The organism is Xanthobacter nonsaccharivorans, from assembly GCF_043194755.2.
Taxonomy (GTDB): Bacteria; Pseudomonadota; Alphaproteobacteria; order Rhizobiales; family Xanthobacteraceae; genus Xanthobacter; species Xanthobacter autotrophicus_G.
The window spans coordinates 2,212,423-2,230,166 of record NZ_CM195526.1; the positions used below are offsets into that span (position 1 = coordinate 2,212,423).

Here is a 17,744-nt window from a genome sequence, read left to right on the forward strand (position 1 = left end):
GATAGCACTGTTTATGACCCATCTTGAATTCGATGAATTCAAAACTAAAGCAATCGCGTGGCTCGCCGATTCGTCAGTCACATAAGTGGAAATATTCTAATTCGATGAAACGCGCCCAGAATATCGCCTTTGCTTCTTGTCTGCTTGCCGCTCTCCTGGCTGCCGGCGGCCCGGACGCGGTTGCCGGCGCCGAGGTCGCCGTCGAGGTCTCCGGCGCCAAGGTCACCGACGCGCGCGGCCGGCAGGTGGCGGTCGCGGATGCCTCGCGCATCGTCTCCATCGGCGGGGCGGTGACGGAGATTCTCTACGCCCTCGGCCTCGGCGACCGGGTGGTCGCGGTGGACCAGACCAGCCGCTACCCCGCCGCGGCGCGCGCCAAGCCGGACGTGGGCTATTCCCGCAATCTCGCGCCGGAGGGCGTGCTCTCCGTCGGACCGAGCCTCATCCTGGCGACGGAAGGGGCAGGGCCGCGTTCCACGCTGGACGTGCTGGAGCGCGCCTCGGTGCCGGTGGTCATCGTGCCCGACGCGCACAGTCGCGAGGGCGTCCTGAGGAAGATCGAGGCGGTGGCCGCTGCCGTCGGCGAGCCGGAGAAGGGCCGCGCGCTGGCGGCCGAAGTGGCGGCGGATTTCGACGCCGTCGCCGCCGGGGTGGCGCAGCTGAAGGAGAAGCCGCGCGCGGTGTTCGTGCTCTCGGCCTCCGGTGGCGCGGCGGTGGTGGGCGGCGCGGAGACCAGCGCGGACGCCATGTTTCATCTGGCCGGCCTCACCAACGCCATGGCTTCGCTGAAGGGCTTCAAGCCGGCGCTGGACGAGGCCGCCATGTCCGCGGAGCCGGACGCAGTGGTGGTCATGCAGGGGGGCGGGCAGGTGCTGGACGCCGCGACCGTCTTCTCGCTGCCTGCCTTCGCCGGTACGCCGGCGGCGCGGAGCCGGCGGCTGGTGACGCTGCCAGGCTCCTATCTGCTCGGCTTCGGGCCGCGGGCGCCGCGGGCGGCACGCGATCTCGCCGCCGCCCTTCACCCCGGCGCGGCGCTGCCCGAATTGCCGGCCCGATCCTGGAGCGCGGAGAAGGACCAATGAGCGCGGAGCCTCTCGCCATGTCTCCCTCGCTGGCGCGCGCCCCGGGCCGCCCGGTGACGGCCGGACTGGTGCTGTTCGCGGTACTGGCGGTGGCGGCCTTCCTCGGGGCGCTGGCCATCGGTCCCTTCACCATCGCGCCGGGGCGGGTGCTCGCCATCCTGTGGGACTGGGCCACGGGCGCCGCAGCGCCTGCCGGCGCCTTGCGCGAGCGCATCGTGGTGCTGGATGTGCGCCTGCCCCGCGCGGTGCTGGGGGCGCTGGCGGGGGCGGGCACGGCGGTGGCCGGCGCGCTGATGCAGGGCGTGTTCCGCAATGCGCTGGCCGATCCGGGTCTGGTGGGCGTCGCCCCCGGCGCGGCGCTGGCGGCGGTGGCTTTCGTGGTGTTCGGCGGACCGCTGGCGGTACTGCTGCCGGGCCCGCTCCAGGCGGTGGGCCTGCCGCTGGCGGCCTTCGCCGGAGGGCTCGGCACGACGCTCCTCATCGCCCGCCTCGCCGAGCGGGACGGGCGCACCTCGGTCGCCACGCTTCTCTTCGCCGGGCTCGCTCTGGGCGCGCTGGCGAGCGCGGGCACGGGGGTGATGGTGTTCCTTGCCTCCGAGCAGCAGACGCGGGAATTCCTGTTCTGGACCCTGGGCAGCCTCGGCGGCGCCACATGGCTGAAGGCGGGACTGGCGGCACCGTTCGTGCTCGCCCTTGTCGCCGCCTCGGGCGTCCTCGCCCGTGGGCTCGACGCCCTGGCGCTGGGCGAGGCGGAGGCCTTCCACGCGGGCGTGGCGGTGGAGCGGCTGAAGCGCATCGCCATCCTTGCCGTGGCGGCGGGGGTGGGCGCCTCGGTGGCGGCGGCGGGGGTCATCGGCTTCGTCGGGCTGGTGGTGCCGCACCTCGCGCGGCTTGTCATCGGGCCGGGGCACCGGGCGCTTTTGCCGGCCTCGGCGCTGCTGGGCGTTGCCGTGCTGCTCGGGGCCGACATCCTCGCGCGCATGATCGCCGCCCCGGCGGAACTGCCGCTGGGGGTCGTCACCGCGCTGGTGGGCGCGCCCTTCTTCCTCTGGCTGCTGCTGCGGCGGCGCGCGTTCGTGGGGTGAGGCGCGAAGGCCGGCGCGCCTCACGCATCGGCCTTTGGCCAAGCTCGCGCGGCACTTGAGCGAGACCCGCTTGGGGCCAGCCGAAGACGGGGGCCGGCGGTCAAGCCCGCGCGGCGTTTGAGCGACCCCCTCGGCGCCCGTCAAAGACCGGGGCCGACGGCATAAGTCTATCGGAGGGGATCATGTATCGGGCGGAAGGCGTGAGCGTGGCGGCCGGTGGGCGGATGCTGGTGGACGGGGCGGACCTTGAGGTGCGCCCCGGCGCGGTGACCGTTCTGGTGGGGCCGAACGGGGCGGGCAAGTCCACCTTGCTGAAGGCGCTTTCGGGCGAGCAGCGCCTCACGGCGGGCCGGGTGAGCCTGGACGGCGTGCCCATCGCTGCCCTGCGGCCGCTGGACCTTGCCCGGCGGCGGGCGGTGCTGCCACAGGCGGCGGAGGTGGCCTTTCCCTTCACCGCCGGCGAGGTGATCGCCGCCGGCCTGCTGTCCGGCGATGCGGGGGAGGGCGCACGCATCGCCCGGCTCCTCGCCCTGGTGGACCTGCCGGGCTTCGCCGCCCGGCGCTACGACAGCCTTTCCGGCGGCGAGCGGCAGCGGGTGCAGCTTGCCCGCATCCTCGCCCAGCTGGAGATGGGGCGCGTCGATGCGCCCGCCTACCTCTTCCTCGACGAGCCCACCGCCAGCCTCGACCTCGCCCACCAGCTCACCGTGCTGCGCCTCGCCCGCGCCCATGCGGACAGGGGCGGCGGCGTGCTGGCGGTGCTCCACGACCTGAACCTCGCGGCCATGGTGGCGGACGAGATCGTGGTGCTGGCGGCCGGCCGCATTCGCGCCCGCGGTCCGGTGGCCGGGGTCATCACCGACCGGGTGCTGGAGGAGGCGTTCGGCGTGGCGGTGCGGGTGGGCGTGGCGCCCCCCGGCCCCTTCGTGTTGCCGCAGAACGTGCGGATGGCGGGATAGGAGACGCTGCCATCCGCACCGGCCCAGGGGCCGGTGGCAGCCGGCGGCGCTCGGCGCCGCTCCGCATCGCGGCGGGAGGCTCAGGCGAGATGACGCAGGCGAGCTGACTCAGGCGAGTTCCTGCGCCGCCTTCAGCACCTCTTCGGCGTGGCCGTCCACCTTCACCTTCGGCCAGGTGCGCGCCACCTTGCCGTCGCGGCCGATGAGCAGGGTGGCGCGGGCGATGCCCATGTAGGTCTTGCCGTACATGCTCTTCTCCACCCACACCCCATAGGCTTCCAGCATGGCCTTGTCGGGATCGGAGCCGAGGGGGAAGTCGAGGTCGTACTTGGCCTTGAACTTGTCCTGCGCCTTCACCTCATCGGCCGAGACGCCGAGGATGTCGGTGTCGGCGGCGGCGAAGGCGGCCTTCAGGCCGTTGAAGGCGATGGCCTCCTTGGTGCAGCCGGAGGTATCGGCCTTCGGATAGAAATAGAGCACCAGCTTGCGACCCTTGAAATCCTTCAGCGCCACCTTGCCGCCGCCATCGCGGGCAAGGGTGAAGGCGGGCGCCTTCTGGCCAGCTTCGGGCAAATTGGACATCTGCCTTCCTTTCGACGTGTTCGCCCGCATACGGGGCGTGTGAACCGCGGGATCACAGGATAGCCGTCTTCCGAAGGCAGATGGTACCCTGCTGCGAATTGATCCACCTCATCTTTACGATAGAGCGAGAGGTTCAGTTTCAGTGCGCGCGATACGCGCGAATCGTTGCGTCCGCGGGGCATCCGGGGCAGGGCGCACGAGAGAGGTTGCGGAAGGGCCTGAAGGGAATGCAGGAGAGCGTGCGCAAGCCCGAGGTGGCGCGGCGGCAGCCGCGTCGCTCGCGGTTCCGGGGCATCATGGGGGCGCTTGTCCCGCGCAGCCGCGCGGGGCGGGTGTTCACCACGGCGTGCCTCCTGCTCATCGCCCTCGGTGGCGTCGCGGCCGTGACCCTCTATGCCCTCGTCGCCACCGGCGTCGTTACCGCCAATGTGGCGACCCCCTATATCGAGCGCGCCCTTGAGGAGCGCATCGGCGGCGGCCACAAGGTCGCCATCGGCTCCACCTCCATGGAGCATGTGGCCGGCGGCGGCACCGCGGTGGTGGTGCACGACATCAAGGTGACGGGCCCGGACGGGCAGACCGTGGCGAGCGCCCCCAGCGCCGAGGTGGAGCTGGACGGCTCCCTGCTCTCGCTCATGCCCAAGGCGCGGCGCATCGACCTGGTCGGCGCGGAGATGACGGTGCGCATCGCCGCCTCCGGGCACCTCGCCGTGACCACCGGCCGCGACGGCAAGCCCATCTACACGCGCGGCGTGACATCGGCGCCCCCCGCGGCGAAGACGCCTGCGCAGGGCGCGCCCGGGGCGCCCGCTCCTTCCGGCGCGGCTCCTGTCGCCGCGCCCGGCGGCGCGCCGGCGGTGCCGGCCCAGCCTCAGGCCGCGGCGCCCGCCGCCGACCCCGCGGCGGCAGCGCCCGTGCCCGCGGCGGACCTGGATCCGCTGAAGCCGGTCTTCATCGCCCGCTGGGTCGAGGAGCTGGAATCCGCCGGCTTCGATGGCGGCGCCCTCGCCGACGTGGGGCTGAAGGACGGCACCCTGATCGTGGAAAACGAGAGCTCCGGCCGGCGCATCGTCTTCCAGCACATCAGCGTGCGGCTCGCCCGGCCGGCCGGCGGCGGCGCGCAGCTCACCTTCACCACCCAGTCGCCCCAGGGCGTCGCCACGGCGGTGGCGCGCATCGGCGCCGCGCGGGGAGGCGAGCGGCTCATCGACGTCTCGGTCCGCAACCTCTCCACCCGCGACCTGCTCCAGGCCTTCTCCAACGACCACAAGCGCTTCTATATCGACACGCCCCTGAACGCCTCGCTTGCCGCCCATCTGTCGGTGGAGGGGATGATCACCGCCGCCGAGGCGAGCCTGGACCTCGGCGCCGGCGCGCTCGGCAACGGCGAGGATGCGGAGGAGCGCTTCATCATCGATTCCGCCCGGCTCGGCGCCCAGCTCGACGTGGCCCGCCGGGTCATCGTCCTCTCGCCCATCGAGGCGGTGAAGAACGAGAACCACATCCGCCTGGAGGGCGAGGTGAACGTGCCGGCCATGTCCCGCGAGCCCTGGCCGTTCCACATCGGCCCGAAGGACGTGGTGCTCGCCGGCAAGGAGATGAACGAGCCCGCCCTCGCGGTGGACAAGGTGGAGGTGGCGGGGCGCTTCGATCCCCCCAGCCGCCAGCTCATCGTCGACACCGGCGCGCTCGCCTCCGGCGCCGTGACCTTCAACTTCACGGCCCTGTTCGATTTCGGCGTGGACGTGCCCTACCTGAAGTTCGACGGCGCGGCCTCGCCCATGCCCGTGGGCACGATCAAGCGCTTCTGGCCGGTGAACATCGCCCCGCCGGCGCGGCAATTCGCCATCGACAACGTTTCCGGCGGCACGGCGGACGGCATCACCGTGAACGTGAAGCTGCCCCTCGACCTCATCGGCCAGAAGGAAGTGCCCCTGCCCGAGGACAGCGTGCGCTTCGTCATCAACGGCCGCGGGGTCACGCTGCGCCCGGTGAAGGGGCTGCCGCCCATCACCAACGCGAACCTGTCCATTCTCGTCACCGGCCGGTCCGTCCGCATCTCCCTGCCGGACGGCACGGTGGTGACGCCGCAGGGCCGGAAGATCGCGGTGAGCGACGGCGCGATGCTGCTGCCGGACTATTTCCCGCGCGAGCCGTCCGCCCAGATCCGCGTGAAGTTCGACGGCCCGGCGGACGGCGCCATCGAGGTGCTGGGCATGGAGCCGCTGAAGGGCCCCACCGGCACCGCCTTCGACCCCTCCACCACGCGCGGCAAGTTCTCCGCTCTGCTGCAGGTGAACATCCTGTTCCGCAAGGTGGGCCGGCCCGAGGACCTCGACTATTCGCTGGAGGCGACCCTCACCGACTTCGGCGTGGACAAGGTGTTCCGCGGCCAGCGCCTCGAGGGCGCCGCCGTGAAGGCCTTCGCCTCGCCCGCCGGCGTGGTGCTGCGCGGCGACGGCAAGCTCGCCGGTGCGCCGGTCGCCTTCGAATACGAGAAGAAGAAGGACGTGGCGGATTCCGACATCCGCATCTCCGCCACCCTCGACGATGCCGCCCGCGGCAAGCTGGGCCTGGATATTCCCGGCGTCTCCGGCCCGGTGGGCATGCGGCTCGTCGGCACCACCAACAACAAGGACACGCGGGCGACCATCGAGGCGGACCTCACCAACGCCCGCATCGCCGATCTCGTTCCCGGCCTCAGCAAGCCCGCGGGCAAGCCGCTGAAGGCCAAGTTCGTCCTGAACGACAAGGGCAACACCATCCGCCTCGACGACCTCCTGGTGGAAGGGTCCGGCACCTTGCTGAAGGGCGGCCTGGAGCTTGCCGACAGCGGCGACCTCCTCTCCGCCAACTTCCCCACCTTCCAGCTCTCCGACGGCGACAAGGCCTCCGCCAAGGCGGAGAAGGTGGGCGACGTGCTGAAGGTGCGCATCACCGGCGACGTGATGGATGCCCGCGGCATCATGAAGAGCCTTGTTTCCACCTCCACCGGGCCGAAGCGCAAGCTGCCGGACGTGGATGTGGAGGCGCGCATCGGCGCGCTGACCGGCAACAATGGCGAGGTGCTGCGCCAGTTCGAGCTCTCGGTGGCGCGCCGGGGCGTGGAGACCAGGGACTTCACCCTCACCGCCAAGGCGGGTCGCGACGGCACGGTGGCCGGGGAGATGCGCAACTGGCAGGGACGCCAGCGGGCGCTGCTCGTCACCACCTCGGACGCGGGGGCGCTGCTGCGCTTCCTCGACATCTATCCCAAGGTGCAGGGCGGCGAAGCCTGGCTGGTGGTGGATCCGCCGCGCAGCGACAACACCCCCCAGGAAGGCGTGCTGCACCTGCGCGACTTCGCGGTGAAGGGCGAGCCGGGGCTGGAGCGCCTCTCCAGCGCGGCGCGCGATTCCTCCGGGCGGATCGAGAACGGCACCGCCTCCTTCCAGAAGGCGCAGGCCCAGTTCGCGCGCACCACCGGCAAGGTCACCTTCAAGGACGGCGCCATCTGGGGCCCCTCGGTGGGCGCCACCTTCGACGGCACGCTGGATTTCGCCGGCGACCGCATCTCCATGCGCGGCACCTTCGTGCCGGCCTATGCGCTCAACAACATCTTCTCCAAGCTGCCGGTCATCGGGCTGCTGCTCGGCGGCGGGCCCAACGAGGGCCTCGTGGGCGTGACCTTCGAGATCGTCGGCCCGCTCTCCTCCGGGCCGACGCTGCGGATCAACCCCATCTCGGCGGTGGCGCCGGGCTTCCTGCGCAAGATCTTCGAGTTCAAGGACGCGACCGACGCCCCGCCCACCCGCTGAGGGGCCTCGGCACCTCAGGCTTGCCGCGCGTCGGCCGCCAGCTTCAGCGTCAGCTCGTAGGCGGGCAGGCGGGGGGCGAGGCGGGCGGCCTGCCCGGACCACAGGTTGGTGAAATCACCCTTGCCCTGCGCCTCCGCCTTGGCGCGGAGCGGCGCGAGCGCCCCGCCGGCGGTGGGGAAGGCGGGTGCGTCCGGCGAAAGCGGGCCGACTTCCCGCATCACCCGGTTCAGGACGCCACGCGCGGGCCGGCCGGTGAACAGGTTGGTGAGGGCGGTGTTGTCGTCCCGCGCTTCCTCCAGCGCGGCGCGGTGGACGGCGGGGATCTTCGCCTCCGGGGTGAAGAGATAGGCGGTGCCCACCTGCACGGCGGAAGCCCCCAGGGTGAGCGCCGCGCGCACGCCCCGCCCGTCGGCGACGCCGCCTGCGGCGATCACCGGAATGGCGACCGCATCCGCCACCTGCGGCACCAGAGCGAACGTTCCCACCTGCGACGTCGTCTGCTCGGACGGGTCCTGCGTGAGGAACACGCCGCGGTGCCCGCCCGCCTCAAGCCCCATGGCGATGATGGCATCGCAGCCCCTGGCCTCCAGCCATCGCGCCTCGGCCACGGTGGTGGCGGAGGAGATGACCTTCGCGCCCGTGGCCTTCACCCGCGCCAGCAGGGCCGCCTCCGGCAGGCCGAAATGGAAGCTCACCACCTCGGGCCGCAGCTCCTCCACCAGCGTGCAGAAGGTGGCATCGAACGGGGTCCGGCCGCCGGCGGGCGGCGTCTCCTCCGGGTCGAGGCCCAGCTCCACGTAATAGGGCGCGAGCCGGCTGCGCCACCTCAGCGCCCGCACCGGATCGCGGGCCGGCGGGACGTGGCAGAAGAAGTTCACGTTCAGCGGCAGGCCCGGCGCCCCGGCGCGGAAGGCCGCCACCGCCGCGACGAGCTGCTCCGCCGTGTATTGCGCGCAGGGCAGGGCGCCGAGCCCGCCGGCCCGTGCCACCGCGATCGCCAGCTCCGGCGTTCCCGCTCCGGCCATGGGCCCCAGCAGGATGGGGAGCTGGATGCCGAAGAGCTCGAGGATGCGCCGGTCCGCCCACGGAGCGGGGGAGGAGGCGCTGGGCGAGGGGGTCATGGGCCGGCTTCCTTTCAGGACGAGGCGTCATTCGGGGAGGTCAGGGCAACCTCCGCCGCAGCGGTCGGACAGGAGTATGAGACAGGGCGAAATTCATTGAAATTGAAAGTTTGTGATTTTATCGTTCTCTTCAAATGATGGAATTGCGCGATTTCGAGTTTCTCCAGGCAGTGGCGCAGACGGGCAGCATCACCCGCGCCGCGCAGGAGCTGGGGTGCGTGCAGTCCAACGTCACCACCCGCCTCAAGAAGCTGGAGGCGCGGCTCGGCCAGCGGCTGGTGGAGCGCATCGACGGGCGGATGGTCCCTACGGCCTCCGGCAGCCTGGCGCTCGATTTCGGCGCGCGCATCTTCCGTCTCTCGCAGGAGGCGGAGACGCTGCTGAAGTCCGCCGCGGAGGCGCTTCCGCCCCTGCGCATCGGCACCATGGAGACCACCGCCGCCGTGCGCCTTCCGGCCTTGCTCAAGGCGGTCCGCGCCGCATTGCCGAAGCTTCGCCTGCAACTGCGCAGCGGTACCAGCGGGGAACTGGTGGCTGCCCTGAAGCGCGGCGCCCTCGACCTCGTGCTGGTGGCGGAGGAGGCGGCGGACGAGCGCTTTTCCTCCCGCATCCTCTGGCGGGAGGAACTGGTGGAGGTGCTGCCCCCGGGCGGCGCGGCGGAGGACGCCCTCGTCGTGTTCCGGGAAGGGTGCTGCTACCGCGAGCGGTGCCGCGCCACCTTCGGCGAGGCGCCGGTGCTGGAGCTGGGCACGCTGGACGGTATCATCGGTTGCGTTTCCGCCGGGCTCGGCCGCACGCTGCTCCCGGCCTCCGCCGTGGAGCGCTGGCGGGCGCTGGGCGAGGTGACGACCCGCCCGCTGGCCGCTGGAGCTGGAGCGGTGGCGACCATCGCCCTGTGGCGCGCCGCCAGCCCCTCGCGTGCCTCCATCGCCGCGGTGCTCGACCTCGCCGCGCGTCTTCCCGAGGCTTCCGCGCCGCGGCCCTGAGCCCGCCTGCCGCGAAAAAGTGCGCTCGCCCTGTAACCGCGCACCGGGCGAAATCGAAACATCCCGCAGAACCGCAAGGCATGCCGCGGCGTTGATCCCACACTGTGGTCACGTGGATCCGTCGGACAGGGGGGAGGCGCGATGCGACTGAAGGACCGGACAAGCCCGCAGCCCCCCGCCACCCACCATCTCCTCGCCCGCTTCCACGCGGTGCGGCGGCTCAGCGAGGATCTCGCCCGCGACCTCCACCCCGAGGACCAGACCGTGCAGTCCATGCCGGATTGCAGCCCCACCAAGTGGCATCTGGCCCACGTCTCCTGGTTCTTCGAGACATTCCTCCTCGTGCCGCACCTTCCGGGCTACGAACCGGCGCATCCGCAATTCGCCTACCTCTTCAATTCCTATTACGAGGCCGCCGGCGCGCGGCATGCGCGGTTTGCCCGCGGGCTCATCACCCGGCCCACGGTGACAGAGGTGGCCGGCTATCGCGCCCGGGTGACGGAGGCGATGGATGCCCTCCTCTCCCGCGCCGACGAGGGCCGGATGGAGACGCTCGCGCCGCTCGTGGACATCGGCATCAACCACGAGCAGCAGCACCAGGAGCTGATCCTGATGGACATCTTGAACCTGTTCGCGGCCAATCCCCTGAAGCCCGCGTACCGGCCCTTCCGCGCCCGTCCGGCCCGCGCGGCGGAGGCGCTGGCCTTCTTCGACTATCCCGGCGGCATCTTCGAGATCGGGTATGCGGGAGATGCGTTCGCCTATGACAACGAAGGGCCCCGCCATGGGGTGTTGCTGCGGCCCTTCCGCCTCGCCTCGCGGGCGGTGACCAATGGCGAATGGCGCGCCTTCATGGACGATGGCGGCTATCGCCGCCCGGAGCTGTGGCTCTCCGACGGCTGGGCGCGCGTGAAGGCCGGCGAGCTCACCGCGCCGCTCTATTGGGAGACGGGGGAGGGGGGATGGGAGGCCATGACCCTCTCCGGACAGCACCCCCTCGATGAGGCGGCGCCGGTGGTGCACGTCAGCTTCTACGAGGCGGATGCCTATGCCCGCTGGGCCGGCAAGCGCCTGCCCACCGAGGCGGAATGGGAGGTCGCGGCCCGCGACCGGCCCCTCGCGGGGCATTTTCTCGATGGCGGGGCCCTGCGGCCGCTGGCGGCCGAGGCGGCCGCGGATGGTCCGGCGCAGATGTTCGGCGACGTCTGGGAATGGACCGCCAGCCCTTATGTCGCCTACCCCGGCTACAAGCCCGCGGCGGGCGCCATCGGCGAATACAACGGCAAGTTCATGTCCGGCCAGATGGTGCTGCGGGGCGGCTGCTGCGCGACGCCCGAGGGCCACGTGCGCCCCACTTACCGCAACTTCTTCTATCCCCACCAGCGCTGGCCCTTCGCCGGCCTCAGGCTCGCGGAGGACGCATGAGCGCCCTGAAGACCCTCGCCCGCTCCGCCGCCGAAGCGACGGAGGAGGCCGCCACCGCCGCCTTCCGCACCGACGTGCTCACGGGGCTCATGGCGCCGCGCAAGGCGCTGCCGCCGAAATATTTCTATGATGAGGCAGGCTCGCGCCTGTTCGACCTCATCTGTCGGCTGCCGGAATATTACCCGACGCGCACGGAGCTCGGGATCCTCCATGCGCGCGCGGGGGACATCGGCGCCATCGCCGGGGCCGGGGCGACGCTGATCGAGTTCGGCTCGGGATCGAGCGAGAAGGTGCGCCTGCTGCTGGATGCCATGGCGGCCCCGGCGGCCTATGTGCCCATCGACATTTCCGGTGCCCACATGCGGGCCGCCGTGGCGCGCCTCGGGCGGGATTATCCGGGCGTGGCCATGCTGCCGGTGGAGGCGGATTTCACCCGTCCGCTGGCGGTGCCGGCGATGGCCGGGCAGGGACGCCGCCTGGGTTTCTTTCCCGGTTCGACCATCGGCAATTTCACGCCCGATGCGGCCGCCGGCTTCCTCGCCAATGCCGGCGAGGTGCTGGGGCCGGGCTCGGCTTTCGTGGTGGGCTTCGATCTCGCGGAGAGCGCGGCCAAGGGCGCCGAGGTGCTCCATGCCGCGTACAATGACCGGCAAGGGGTGACCGCCGCCTTCAATCTCAACCTCCTCGCCCGCATCAACCGGGAGCTCGGGGCGAATTTCGACCTCGCCCGCTTTCGCCACGACGCCTTCTACGACCGCGCGGAACGGCGGGTGGAGATGCACCTGGAGAGCCTCGCGGACCAGCGGGTGCGCATCGCCGGCGAAAGCATCCGCTTCGCCCGCGGCGAGACCATCCACACCGAAAACTCCTGCAAGTACACGCCCGCTGCCTTTGCCCGCATGGCAAGGCACGCCGGGTGGGCGCAGCGGGTGATCTGGACCGATCCGCGCGAGTGGTTCGCCGTCACGGTGCTGGAGCGTGCCGTGTCCGATGCCGGCTGACGTGGAGCGCGCCATTGGGCGCCTTCACGCGTCGCCATGACGCGGGAAGGCCTTGACGTCGCCTGCGGCCGGGCGCTGTTTCAGGAATGATCTGTGCCGAATGCGGGCGCTGCGGGCGCCGCTCCATCCTCTCCGCCAAACCCTCGGTTGCCCTCGCCGAGACCGTTCCGCCGACCGCCAATGCGGTAGCGGACGAGCCGCCACCCCGCCTGCGCTGCGACCTGTGCGGCAGCCGGCGCGTGCGGGTGGTGCGGTTCGCATCGGTGTTCGATGCCATCTCGTTCGTGGCAGGACGCGGCAGCGGCCGGTAGGCACCATGCGGATGGATCCGCTCACATGGCGTCCGCGTGGCGCGCCCCGTGCCTAGCCGGACAGTTGCATGCCGGAGGGGGGCTGCATCGGGCCGAACCGTGTCTGGCGACGCTCCGGGGCCGCGGTCGAAACACCCAGCGTGCCGATGCTGTAGATCGGTCCGCCGCGCAGGCAGCGCCCATCCGAGTCGAGCGCATAGACCGCCACCCAGGCACAACGATCCCGGTCCGCGTCCGCCATCTCGATGGCAAGCTCACGGTCGAAACAAATGGTCTCCGCCTCGGCAATGAGGCAACCTGTTACCGTTTTTAAGATCGGCGTGACAAGATATGCGCACGGAATACCGCGCAAAGACATTTTCCACGTCCCTTTCCGCCCCCGGACCGGTCCGCGCGCTGATGAGGCCCACGCCCTTGCCTCACCCGCGACGTTCCGGACCTTACTTCGAGGGCGCTCCCGGCGCTACTCTAGATATATGCAGAAGCATTCCAAACAGTTCGAAGGGGTCTGATGGGCTCGGTTGTCGTTTCGAATGCCATGCTTCTCGTGGTGGCCGCGCTCGTGGTGGTCGGCACCCTTTCGAGCCTGCTCGCGGCGCGTTTCGGCGCGCCGATCCTCCTGGTGTTCCTGTTCATTGGCATCGGCGCCGGGGAGGGAGGCCCGGGCGGCATTCATTTCGACGACTACTGGGCCACCTACATGGTGGGTTCCGCTGCCCTCGCCGTCATCCTGTTCGACGGCGGCCTCAGGATGCGAATCGCCAGCATGCGCGGGGCCATCGTGCCGGCGCTGGGCCTGTCGACCATCGGCGTGGTGTTCACCGCGGGCCTCGTGGCGCTGGTGGCTGGGCCGCTGCTCAAGCTCGGCCCCATGGAGAGCCTGCTGGTGGGGGCCATCGTCGCCTCCACCGATGCGGCTGCGGTGCTCTTTCTGGTGCGGGCGCAGGGGCTGCACCTCGGCCGCCGCGTCGGATCGGTGATCGAGATCGAATCAGCCACGAACGATCCGGCCGCGGTGTTCCTCACCGTGCTGCTGGTGGAGCTGCTCACCTCCAACATGGCCGATCCCGGCTTCATGGTGGTGTTCGGCGTGGTGCGGGAACTGGCGGTGGGCGGGGTGATCGGGGTCGCCGGCGGCTATGCGCTGGTGGCGTTGCTGAATCGCGTGGATCTGCCGGGGGGCCTGCATCCGGTGCTGGTGGTCGGCGTCGCCGTGCTTCTGTTCGCGCTCACCTCGCTGCTGCACGGCTCCGGCTTCCTCGCCGTCTACCTGGCTGGGCTGGTGCTGGGGAACCGGCCGGTGCGGGCCATCGCCTCCATCACCTCTTTCCTCGATACCGTCACCTGGCTGTGCCAGATCGTCATGTTCGTGATGCTGGGCATGCTGGTATCGCCGCACAAGATCCTCCAGTACATCCTGCCGGCGCTCGGGGTGGCGGGCTTCCTCATCGCCGTGGGGCGGCCGGCGGCAGTGTTCGCCTGCCTGGCGCCGTTCCATTTCTCCCTCAAGGAAAAGCTCTTCATCTCCTGGGCGGGCCTGCGCGGGGCGGTGTCCATCTTCCTCGCCACCATCCCCATGCTGGCGCACCTGCCGCAGGCGGAGGTGTATTTCAACGTGGCCTTCGCGGTGGTGCTGGTCTCCCTCATTCTCCACGGCTGGACCATGGTGGCGGCGGCGCGTCGGCTCGACGTGGCGCTCGCCGATCCCGCGCCCGGAGTCCGGCGCTTCGAGATCGACCTGCCGGGGCAGACTGACATGGAGCTCGTCGCCTATCCGGTCATGGCGGGGACGCCGGTGGCCGGCCAGATGCTGCTGCCGGACTGGGCGCGGCTCATCATGGTGGTGCGCGGCGGCCAGATGCTCACCCCGGAAGAGGCCGGCGCGCTGAAGGAGGGGGACTATGGCTATATCCTCTCGCCGCCGAAGCGGGTGCACCACCTGGACCGCCTGTTCCGTCCGCAGGAGGCGACGCCGCTGGACGACAGCGCCGCCTTTCCCTTCGTGGGCGAGGTGAAGCTCGGCGACCTCGCCGTCTTCTACGGCCTCGCGGTGCCGGTTGCGGAGCATGGCCTGACCATCGCCGACGCGTTTGCCGACCGCTCGGACGACCATCCCGCCCGCGGCATGCGGATCGCCTTCGGCGAGGGGGTGATCGAGGTGCGCGAGGTGGTGGACGGGCGGGTGACCTGGGCCGTGCTGCGGCTGGAGGCCGGGCGGCTGAAGCGCGGCATCGCCCGCGTGCGCGGCTTCTTCGGCCTCTCCTCGGCGGCTGGCGACGAGGAGGACTGAAGCCCCTTCACGCGGCATGCGGGCCTCAACGCGCGATCAGCGCGCCTGCCGGCACCCTCTGCCACGATACCGCCGCGAGAAGGCGGCACACACGCGCGTCCCGTTTCCGGCGGCGGAGGATCAGGATGAGGCTGTTCATGCGCAGGCGCGGCGAGGCGGGACCCGCCCGCGACGCGGCCCGTACCCTTGCGGACATGGTGCGCGCCACCCTCGGCCTGGAGGAGGAGGCGACCGTCTCCGTCTCCGAGATCTCCTGCGGCGATCCCGCCTGCGGGGGGGCGGAGACGGTGGTGCTGGTGATGCGGCCGGGCCGTCGCACGGAAGCGGCCAAGGTGCTCATGCCCATCGCCCAGGTGACCCCGGAGGCGCTGCTCGCCGCCCTCGCGCCCCTCGGCGCGCCGGCCCCGGCGCCCGCCGCTCTTCCGCAGGCGGGCGATAAGGGCTAAAGGGCGCGGGCCCATTCCCTTGTTCCGCGCTCCCGGCGCCCGTGTTGCGATCCTCCCATGCCCAAGCCGCTCAACCGCATCTATGCGGACCTTCCCACCACCATCTTCGAGGTGATGTCCCACCTCGCCCGCACCCACGAGGCGGTGAACCTCGGCCAGGGGTTCCCGGACGATCCGGGCCCGGAGGACGTGCGGCGCAAGGCGGCGGACGCGGTGGTGGACGGCTGGAACCAGTACCCGCCCATGATGGGCCTGCCGGAGCTGAGGCGGGCCGCCGCGGACCACTACCGGCGCTGGCAGGGGCTGGAGCTCGATCCCGACAGCGAGGTGATGGTCACCTCCGGCGCGACGGAAGCCCTTGCCGGCGCAATCTTTTCCCTGGTGGAGCCGGGGGACGAGGTGGTGCTGTTCCAGCCCCTCTACGATGCCTACCTGCCGCTGGTGCTGCGGGCCGGGGGGATACCCCGGCTGGTGCGGCTGGAGCCGCCGTCCTGGACCATCACCGCCGAGAAGCTGGAGGCGGCCTTTTCCGAGCGCACCAAGATGGTGCTGTTCAACAATCCGCAGAATCCCACCGGCATTGTGTATTCGCGCGCCGATCTGGCGCTGCTTGCAGACTATTGCGTGCGCTTCGACGCCTATGCCGTCTGTGACGAGGTGTGGGAACACGTGATCTTCGATGACGTGACCTTCACGCCGCTGATGTCCCTGCCGGGAATGCGCGAGCGCACGGTGAAGATCTCTTCCGCCGGGAAGATCTTCGGCATGACGGGCTGGAAGGTCGGCATGGTCTTTGCTGCCCCGCCGCTGATGAAAGTGCTTTCCAAGGCGCACCAGTTCCTCACCTTCACCACGCCGCCCAATTTGCAGGCGGCGGTGGCCTATGGGCTGGGGAAGGAGGACGGCTACTTCACCACTATGCGCGCCCAGCTCCAGCGCTCCCGCGACCGGCTGGCCCAAGGGCTTGCGGAGCTTGGATTTTCCGTCATCCCCTCCACCGGCACCTACTTCCTGTCCATCGATCTTGCCCCGCTCACCAACGCGCCCGACGACGAGGCCTTCTGCCTCGATCTGGTGCGCAACCAGGGGGTGGCGGCCATCCCCGTGTCGGCTTTCTATGCCGAGGATGCAGTGCGGAGCGTGGTGCGCTTCTGCTTCGCCAAGCACGATTCCACCATCGACCGGACCCTCGAACGCCTCGCGAAGATTCCGCACCTTCGGTGACATCGGTATCGGGGCCCCATTGTCGTTGCGGAAGAATTCGCCTGGGCGCCGCGAAATTTCGACGGGATCGATGAATTCGATCACGAATGCGTCAGGCGCCGTTGCCTGACGGACCGTGACGTGACCAATCGTTAATTGGACCTGGTCGTGGATTTCATGTTGCATCGCGATGCCGGCATGCGGCCCGCGTCCGACCTGGGGGACTGGTCGGGGGGCGCCCATGCCGGGGCAGCGACGCCACGCGGCGCTGCGAGGTGGGTCAAGTCCGACGTGTGAGGTGTCATGGCCGAGGGGAAGCCAGCGCGTTCCGGTCGCGTCGTCATTGCCGTCCTGATGCTCGCCGCCGTGGGCGGCGGGGCCTTCCTGTGGGAGCGCAAGCCCTGGGAAGGGACCCAGCCGAAGGCGGCGGCGCCCGCGCAAAGGGTGGTGGCGGTGCTGACCGGGCAGGCGGAGCGCACGGCGCTGCCGGTGCGGGTGGAGGCGCTCGGCACGGTGGAGGCCATCATCACCGTTCCCATCCGCTCGCGGGTCGCGGCGGCGGTGGAGAAGGTGGGCTTCGAGGACGGCGCCATCGTGCAGCAGGGCGACCTGCTCTTCTCCCTCGATGCCCGCGTGATCGATGCCGAGATCCGCCAGGCGGAAGCCACCCTCGAACGGGACAAGGCGCAGCTGGACAAGAGCCAGCGCGACGTGGACCGCTACGCCGGCCTCGCCACCCGCAATGCCGTGTCCCAGGTGCAGGTGGAGGACGCCCGCACCACCGTGGACGTGCAGAAGGCCACGGTGGCGCAGGACGAGGCCAACCTTAAATCGTTGCGGGTCCAGCGCGGCTATTACGACATCCGCTCCCCCGCCACCGGGCGCATCGGCGTTTCCTCGGTGCGGGCGGGGGCGGTGATCGGCCTCAACGAGACATTGGCGACGGTGCGGCAGCTCAAGCCCATCTATGTGGCCTTCGGCCTGCCGGAGCGCTACATCGCCGAGCTGCGGGCCGCCAAGGATGCGAAGGTCTCCTTTACCCTCCAGGGCTCGGGCGAGACCATCACCGGCGGCGCCGTCGCGGTGATCGACAACACGGTGGAAACCCAGACCGGCACGCTCACCGCCCGCGCCGTCTTCCCCAATGACGACGAGCGCCTGTGGCCCGGCACGCTGGGCGCCGTGACCGTGACGCTGCGGGTGGAGCAGAACGTGGTCGCCGTGCCCAGCGAGGCGGTGCAGACCGGACAGGCCGGCAATTTCGTATTCGTGGTGGCGGACAATGTGGCCAGGGTCCAGCCGGTGACGGTGGGCCGCACGGTGGACGGGCGCTCCATCATCACCAAGGGCCTCGAAGGGGGCGAGACCGTCGTCACCGACGGCCAGCTCTCCCTGCGCAACGGCATGAAGGTGAACGTGCGCAACCGCGCCGCGCCCGGCACGGGAGCCTGAGCCC

15 protein-coding genes are annotated in these 17,744 nt (G+C 70.6%); 12 read left to right on the forward strand and 3 right to left on the reverse strand.

The window, feature by feature from the left end:
* Positions 1 to 104 precede the first annotated feature (104 nt).
* The 3 genes from V5F59_RS10115 to V5F59_RS10125 all read left to right on the forward strand — a co-directional run bounded on the left by V5F59_RS10115 (position 105) and on the right by V5F59_RS10125 (position 3,126).
* Positions 105 to 1,082, forward strand: coding sequence for a heme/hemin ABC transporter substrate-binding protein (locus tag V5F59_RS10115; RefSeq protein ID WP_393981227.1), 978 nt, complete (start codon positions 105 to 107; stop codon positions 1,080 to 1,082).
* On the forward strand, positions 1,079 to 2,167 hold the full coding sequence (locus tag V5F59_RS10120; RefSeq protein ID WP_393981225.1) for a FecCD family ABC transporter permease: 1,089 nt from the start codon (positions 1,079 to 1,081) through the stop codon (positions 2,165 to 2,167). Before V5F59_RS10115 ends, V5F59_RS10120 begins: the two co-directional genes overlap by 4 nt.
* A 182-nt stretch (positions 2,168 to 2,349) precedes the next feature.
* Positions 2,350 to 3,126, forward strand: a complete 777-nt coding sequence (locus V5F59_RS10125) for a heme ABC transporter ATP-binding protein (RefSeq protein ID WP_393981223.1) — start codon at positions 2,350 to 2,352, stop codon at positions 3,124 to 3,126.
* A 108-nt stretch (positions 3,127 to 3,234) separates the two neighbouring features.
* Here the strand turns inward: V5F59_RS10125 and V5F59_RS10130 are convergent, their stop codons facing one another.
* Positions 3,235 to 3,708, reverse strand: a complete 474-nt coding sequence (locus V5F59_RS10130) for a peroxiredoxin (protein WP_393981221.1) — start codon at positions 3,706 to 3,708, stop codon at positions 3,235 to 3,237.
* A gap of 227 nt (positions 3,709 to 3,935) precedes the next feature.
* Here V5F59_RS10130 and V5F59_RS10135 point away from each other — a divergent pair, with 227 nt between their 5' ends.
* The gene (locus V5F59_RS10135; RefSeq protein WP_393981219.1) at positions 3,936 to 7,505 is read left to right on the forward strand and encodes a YhdP family protein; all 3,570 of its coding nucleotides are present in this window, start codon (positions 3,936 to 3,938) and stop codon (positions 7,503 to 7,505) included.
* A gap of 14 nt (positions 7,506 to 7,519) precedes the next feature.
* Here V5F59_RS10135 and V5F59_RS10140 read toward each other — a convergent pair whose 3' ends face one another.
* On the reverse strand, positions 7,520 to 8,626 hold the full coding sequence (locus tag V5F59_RS10140) for an NAD(P)H-dependent flavin oxidoreductase (protein ID WP_393981217.1): 1,107 nt from the start codon (positions 8,624 to 8,626) through the stop codon (positions 7,520 to 7,522).
* 134 nt (positions 8,627 to 8,760) lie between these two features.
* Between V5F59_RS10140 and V5F59_RS10145 the strand changes: the two genes are divergently transcribed.
* From V5F59_RS10145 to V5F59_RS10160, 4 genes are all read left to right on the forward strand, one after another.
* Entirely contained in the window at positions 8,761 to 9,612 is an 852-nt protein-coding gene (locus V5F59_RS10145; protein ID WP_393981215.1) for a LysR substrate-binding domain-containing protein, read from the forward strand.
* A gap of 141 nt (positions 9,613 to 9,753) precedes the next feature.
* Positions 9,754 to 11,037: an ergothioneine biosynthesis protein EgtB gene (egtB, locus tag V5F59_RS10150; protein ID WP_393981213.1), complete on the forward strand. Its 1,284-nt coding sequence runs from the start codon at positions 9,754 to 9,756 to the stop codon at positions 11,035 to 11,037.
* Positions 11,034 to 12,038: an L-histidine N(alpha)-methyltransferase gene (egtD, locus tag V5F59_RS10155; RefSeq protein WP_393981211.1), complete on the forward strand. Its 1,005-nt coding sequence runs from the start codon at positions 11,034 to 11,036 to the stop codon at positions 12,036 to 12,038. The genes egtB and egtD overlap by 4 nt, the downstream gene beginning before the upstream one ends.
* Positions 12,039 to 12,124: 86 nt before the next feature.
* Positions 12,125 to 12,349, forward strand: a complete 225-nt coding sequence (locus V5F59_RS10160; RefSeq protein WP_393981209.1) for a hypothetical protein — start codon at positions 12,125 to 12,127, stop codon at positions 12,347 to 12,349.
* Positions 12,350 to 12,401: 52 nt separating this feature from the next.
* Here the strand turns inward: V5F59_RS10160 and V5F59_RS10165 are convergent, their stop codons facing one another.
* Positions 12,402 to 12,707: a hypothetical protein gene (locus V5F59_RS10165; protein ID WP_393981207.1), complete on the reverse strand. Its 306-nt coding sequence runs from the start codon at positions 12,705 to 12,707 to the stop codon at positions 12,402 to 12,404.
* Positions 12,708 to 12,860: 153 nt separating this feature from the next.
* On the opposite strand from V5F59_RS10165, the gene V5F59_RS10170 reads away from it, so the two are divergent.
* From V5F59_RS10170 to V5F59_RS10185, 4 genes are all read left to right on the forward strand, one after another.
* Positions 12,861 to 14,639, forward strand: coding sequence for a potassium/proton antiporter (locus tag V5F59_RS10170; RefSeq protein WP_393981206.1), 1,779 nt, complete (start codon positions 12,861 to 12,863; stop codon positions 14,637 to 14,639).
* Between the two features lie 125 nt (positions 14,640 to 14,764).
* The gene (locus V5F59_RS10175; RefSeq protein WP_393981204.1) at positions 14,765 to 15,085 is read left to right on the forward strand and encodes a hypothetical protein; all 321 of its coding nucleotides are present in this window, start codon (positions 14,765 to 14,767) and stop codon (positions 15,083 to 15,085) included.
* 57 nt (positions 15,086 to 15,142) lie between these two features.
* Positions 15,143 to 16,309: an aminotransferase gene (locus V5F59_RS10180; RefSeq protein WP_393981202.1), complete on the forward strand. Its 1,167-nt coding sequence runs from the start codon at positions 15,143 to 15,145 to the stop codon at positions 16,307 to 16,309.
* Between the two features lie 282 nt (positions 16,310 to 16,591).
* A complete protein-coding gene (locus V5F59_RS10185) occupies positions 16,592 to 17,740 on the forward strand; it encodes an efflux RND transporter periplasmic adaptor subunit (RefSeq protein ID WP_393981200.1) in 1,149 nt (382 codons plus the stop codon).
* Positions 17,741 to 17,744: the final 4 nt, after the last annotated feature.

Bases quoted from the DNA above. Each gene is read 5' to 3' on its own strand.
- V5F59_RS10125 (WP_393981223.1), top strand. From the start codon at position 2,350: ATGTATCGGGCGGAAGGCGTGAGCGTGGCGGCCGGTGGGCGGATGCTG.
- V5F59_RS10145 (WP_393981215.1), top strand. From the start codon at position 8,761: ATGATGGAATTGCGCGATTTCGAGTTTCTCCAGGCAGTGGCGCAGACG.
- V5F59_RS10130 (WP_393981221.1), bottom strand. From the start codon at position 3,708: ATGTCCAATTTGCCCGAAGCTGGCCAGAAGGCGCCCGCCTTCACCCTT.
- V5F59_RS10180 (WP_393981202.1), top strand. From the start codon at position 15,143: ATGCCCAAGCCGCTCAACCGCATCTATGCGGACCTTCCCACCACCATC.
- V5F59_RS10160 (WP_393981209.1), top strand. From the start codon at position 12,125: ATGATCTGTGCCGAATGCGGGCGCTGCGGGCGCCGCTCCATCCTCTCC.
- egtD (WP_393981211.1), top strand. From the start codon at position 11,034: ATGAGCGCCCTGAAGACCCTCGCCCGCTCCGCCGCCGAAGCGACGGAG.
- V5F59_RS10170 (WP_393981206.1), top strand. From the start codon at position 12,861: ATGGGCTCGGTTGTCGTTTCGAATGCCATGCTTCTCGTGGTGGCCGCG.
- V5F59_RS10185 (WP_393981200.1), top strand. From the start codon at position 16,592: ATGGCCGAGGGGAAGCCAGCGCGTTCCGGTCGCGTCGTCATTGCCGTC.
- V5F59_RS10165 (WP_393981207.1), bottom strand. From the start codon at position 12,707: ATGTCTTTGCGCGGTATTCCGTGCGCATATCTTGTCACGCCGATCTTA.
- egtB (WP_393981213.1), top strand. From the start codon at position 9,754: ATGCGACTGAAGGACCGGACAAGCCCGCAGCCCCCCGCCACCCACCAT.
- V5F59_RS10140 (WP_393981217.1), bottom strand. From the start codon at position 8,626: ATGACCCCCTCGCCCAGCGCCTCCTCCCCCGCTCCGTGGGCGGACCGG.
- V5F59_RS10135 (WP_393981219.1), top strand. From the start codon at position 3,936: ATGCAGGAGAGCGTGCGCAAGCCCGAGGTGGCGCGGCGGCAGCCGCGT.
- V5F59_RS10175 (WP_393981204.1), top strand. From the start codon at position 14,765: ATGAGGCTGTTCATGCGCAGGCGCGGCGAGGCGGGACCCGCCCGCGAC.
- V5F59_RS10115 (WP_393981227.1), top strand. From the start codon at position 105: ATGAAACGCGCCCAGAATATCGCCTTTGCTTCTTGTCTGCTTGCCGCT.
- V5F59_RS10120 (WP_393981225.1), top strand. From the start codon at position 1,079: ATGAGCGCGGAGCCTCTCGCCATGTCTCCCTCGCTGGCGCGCGCCCCG.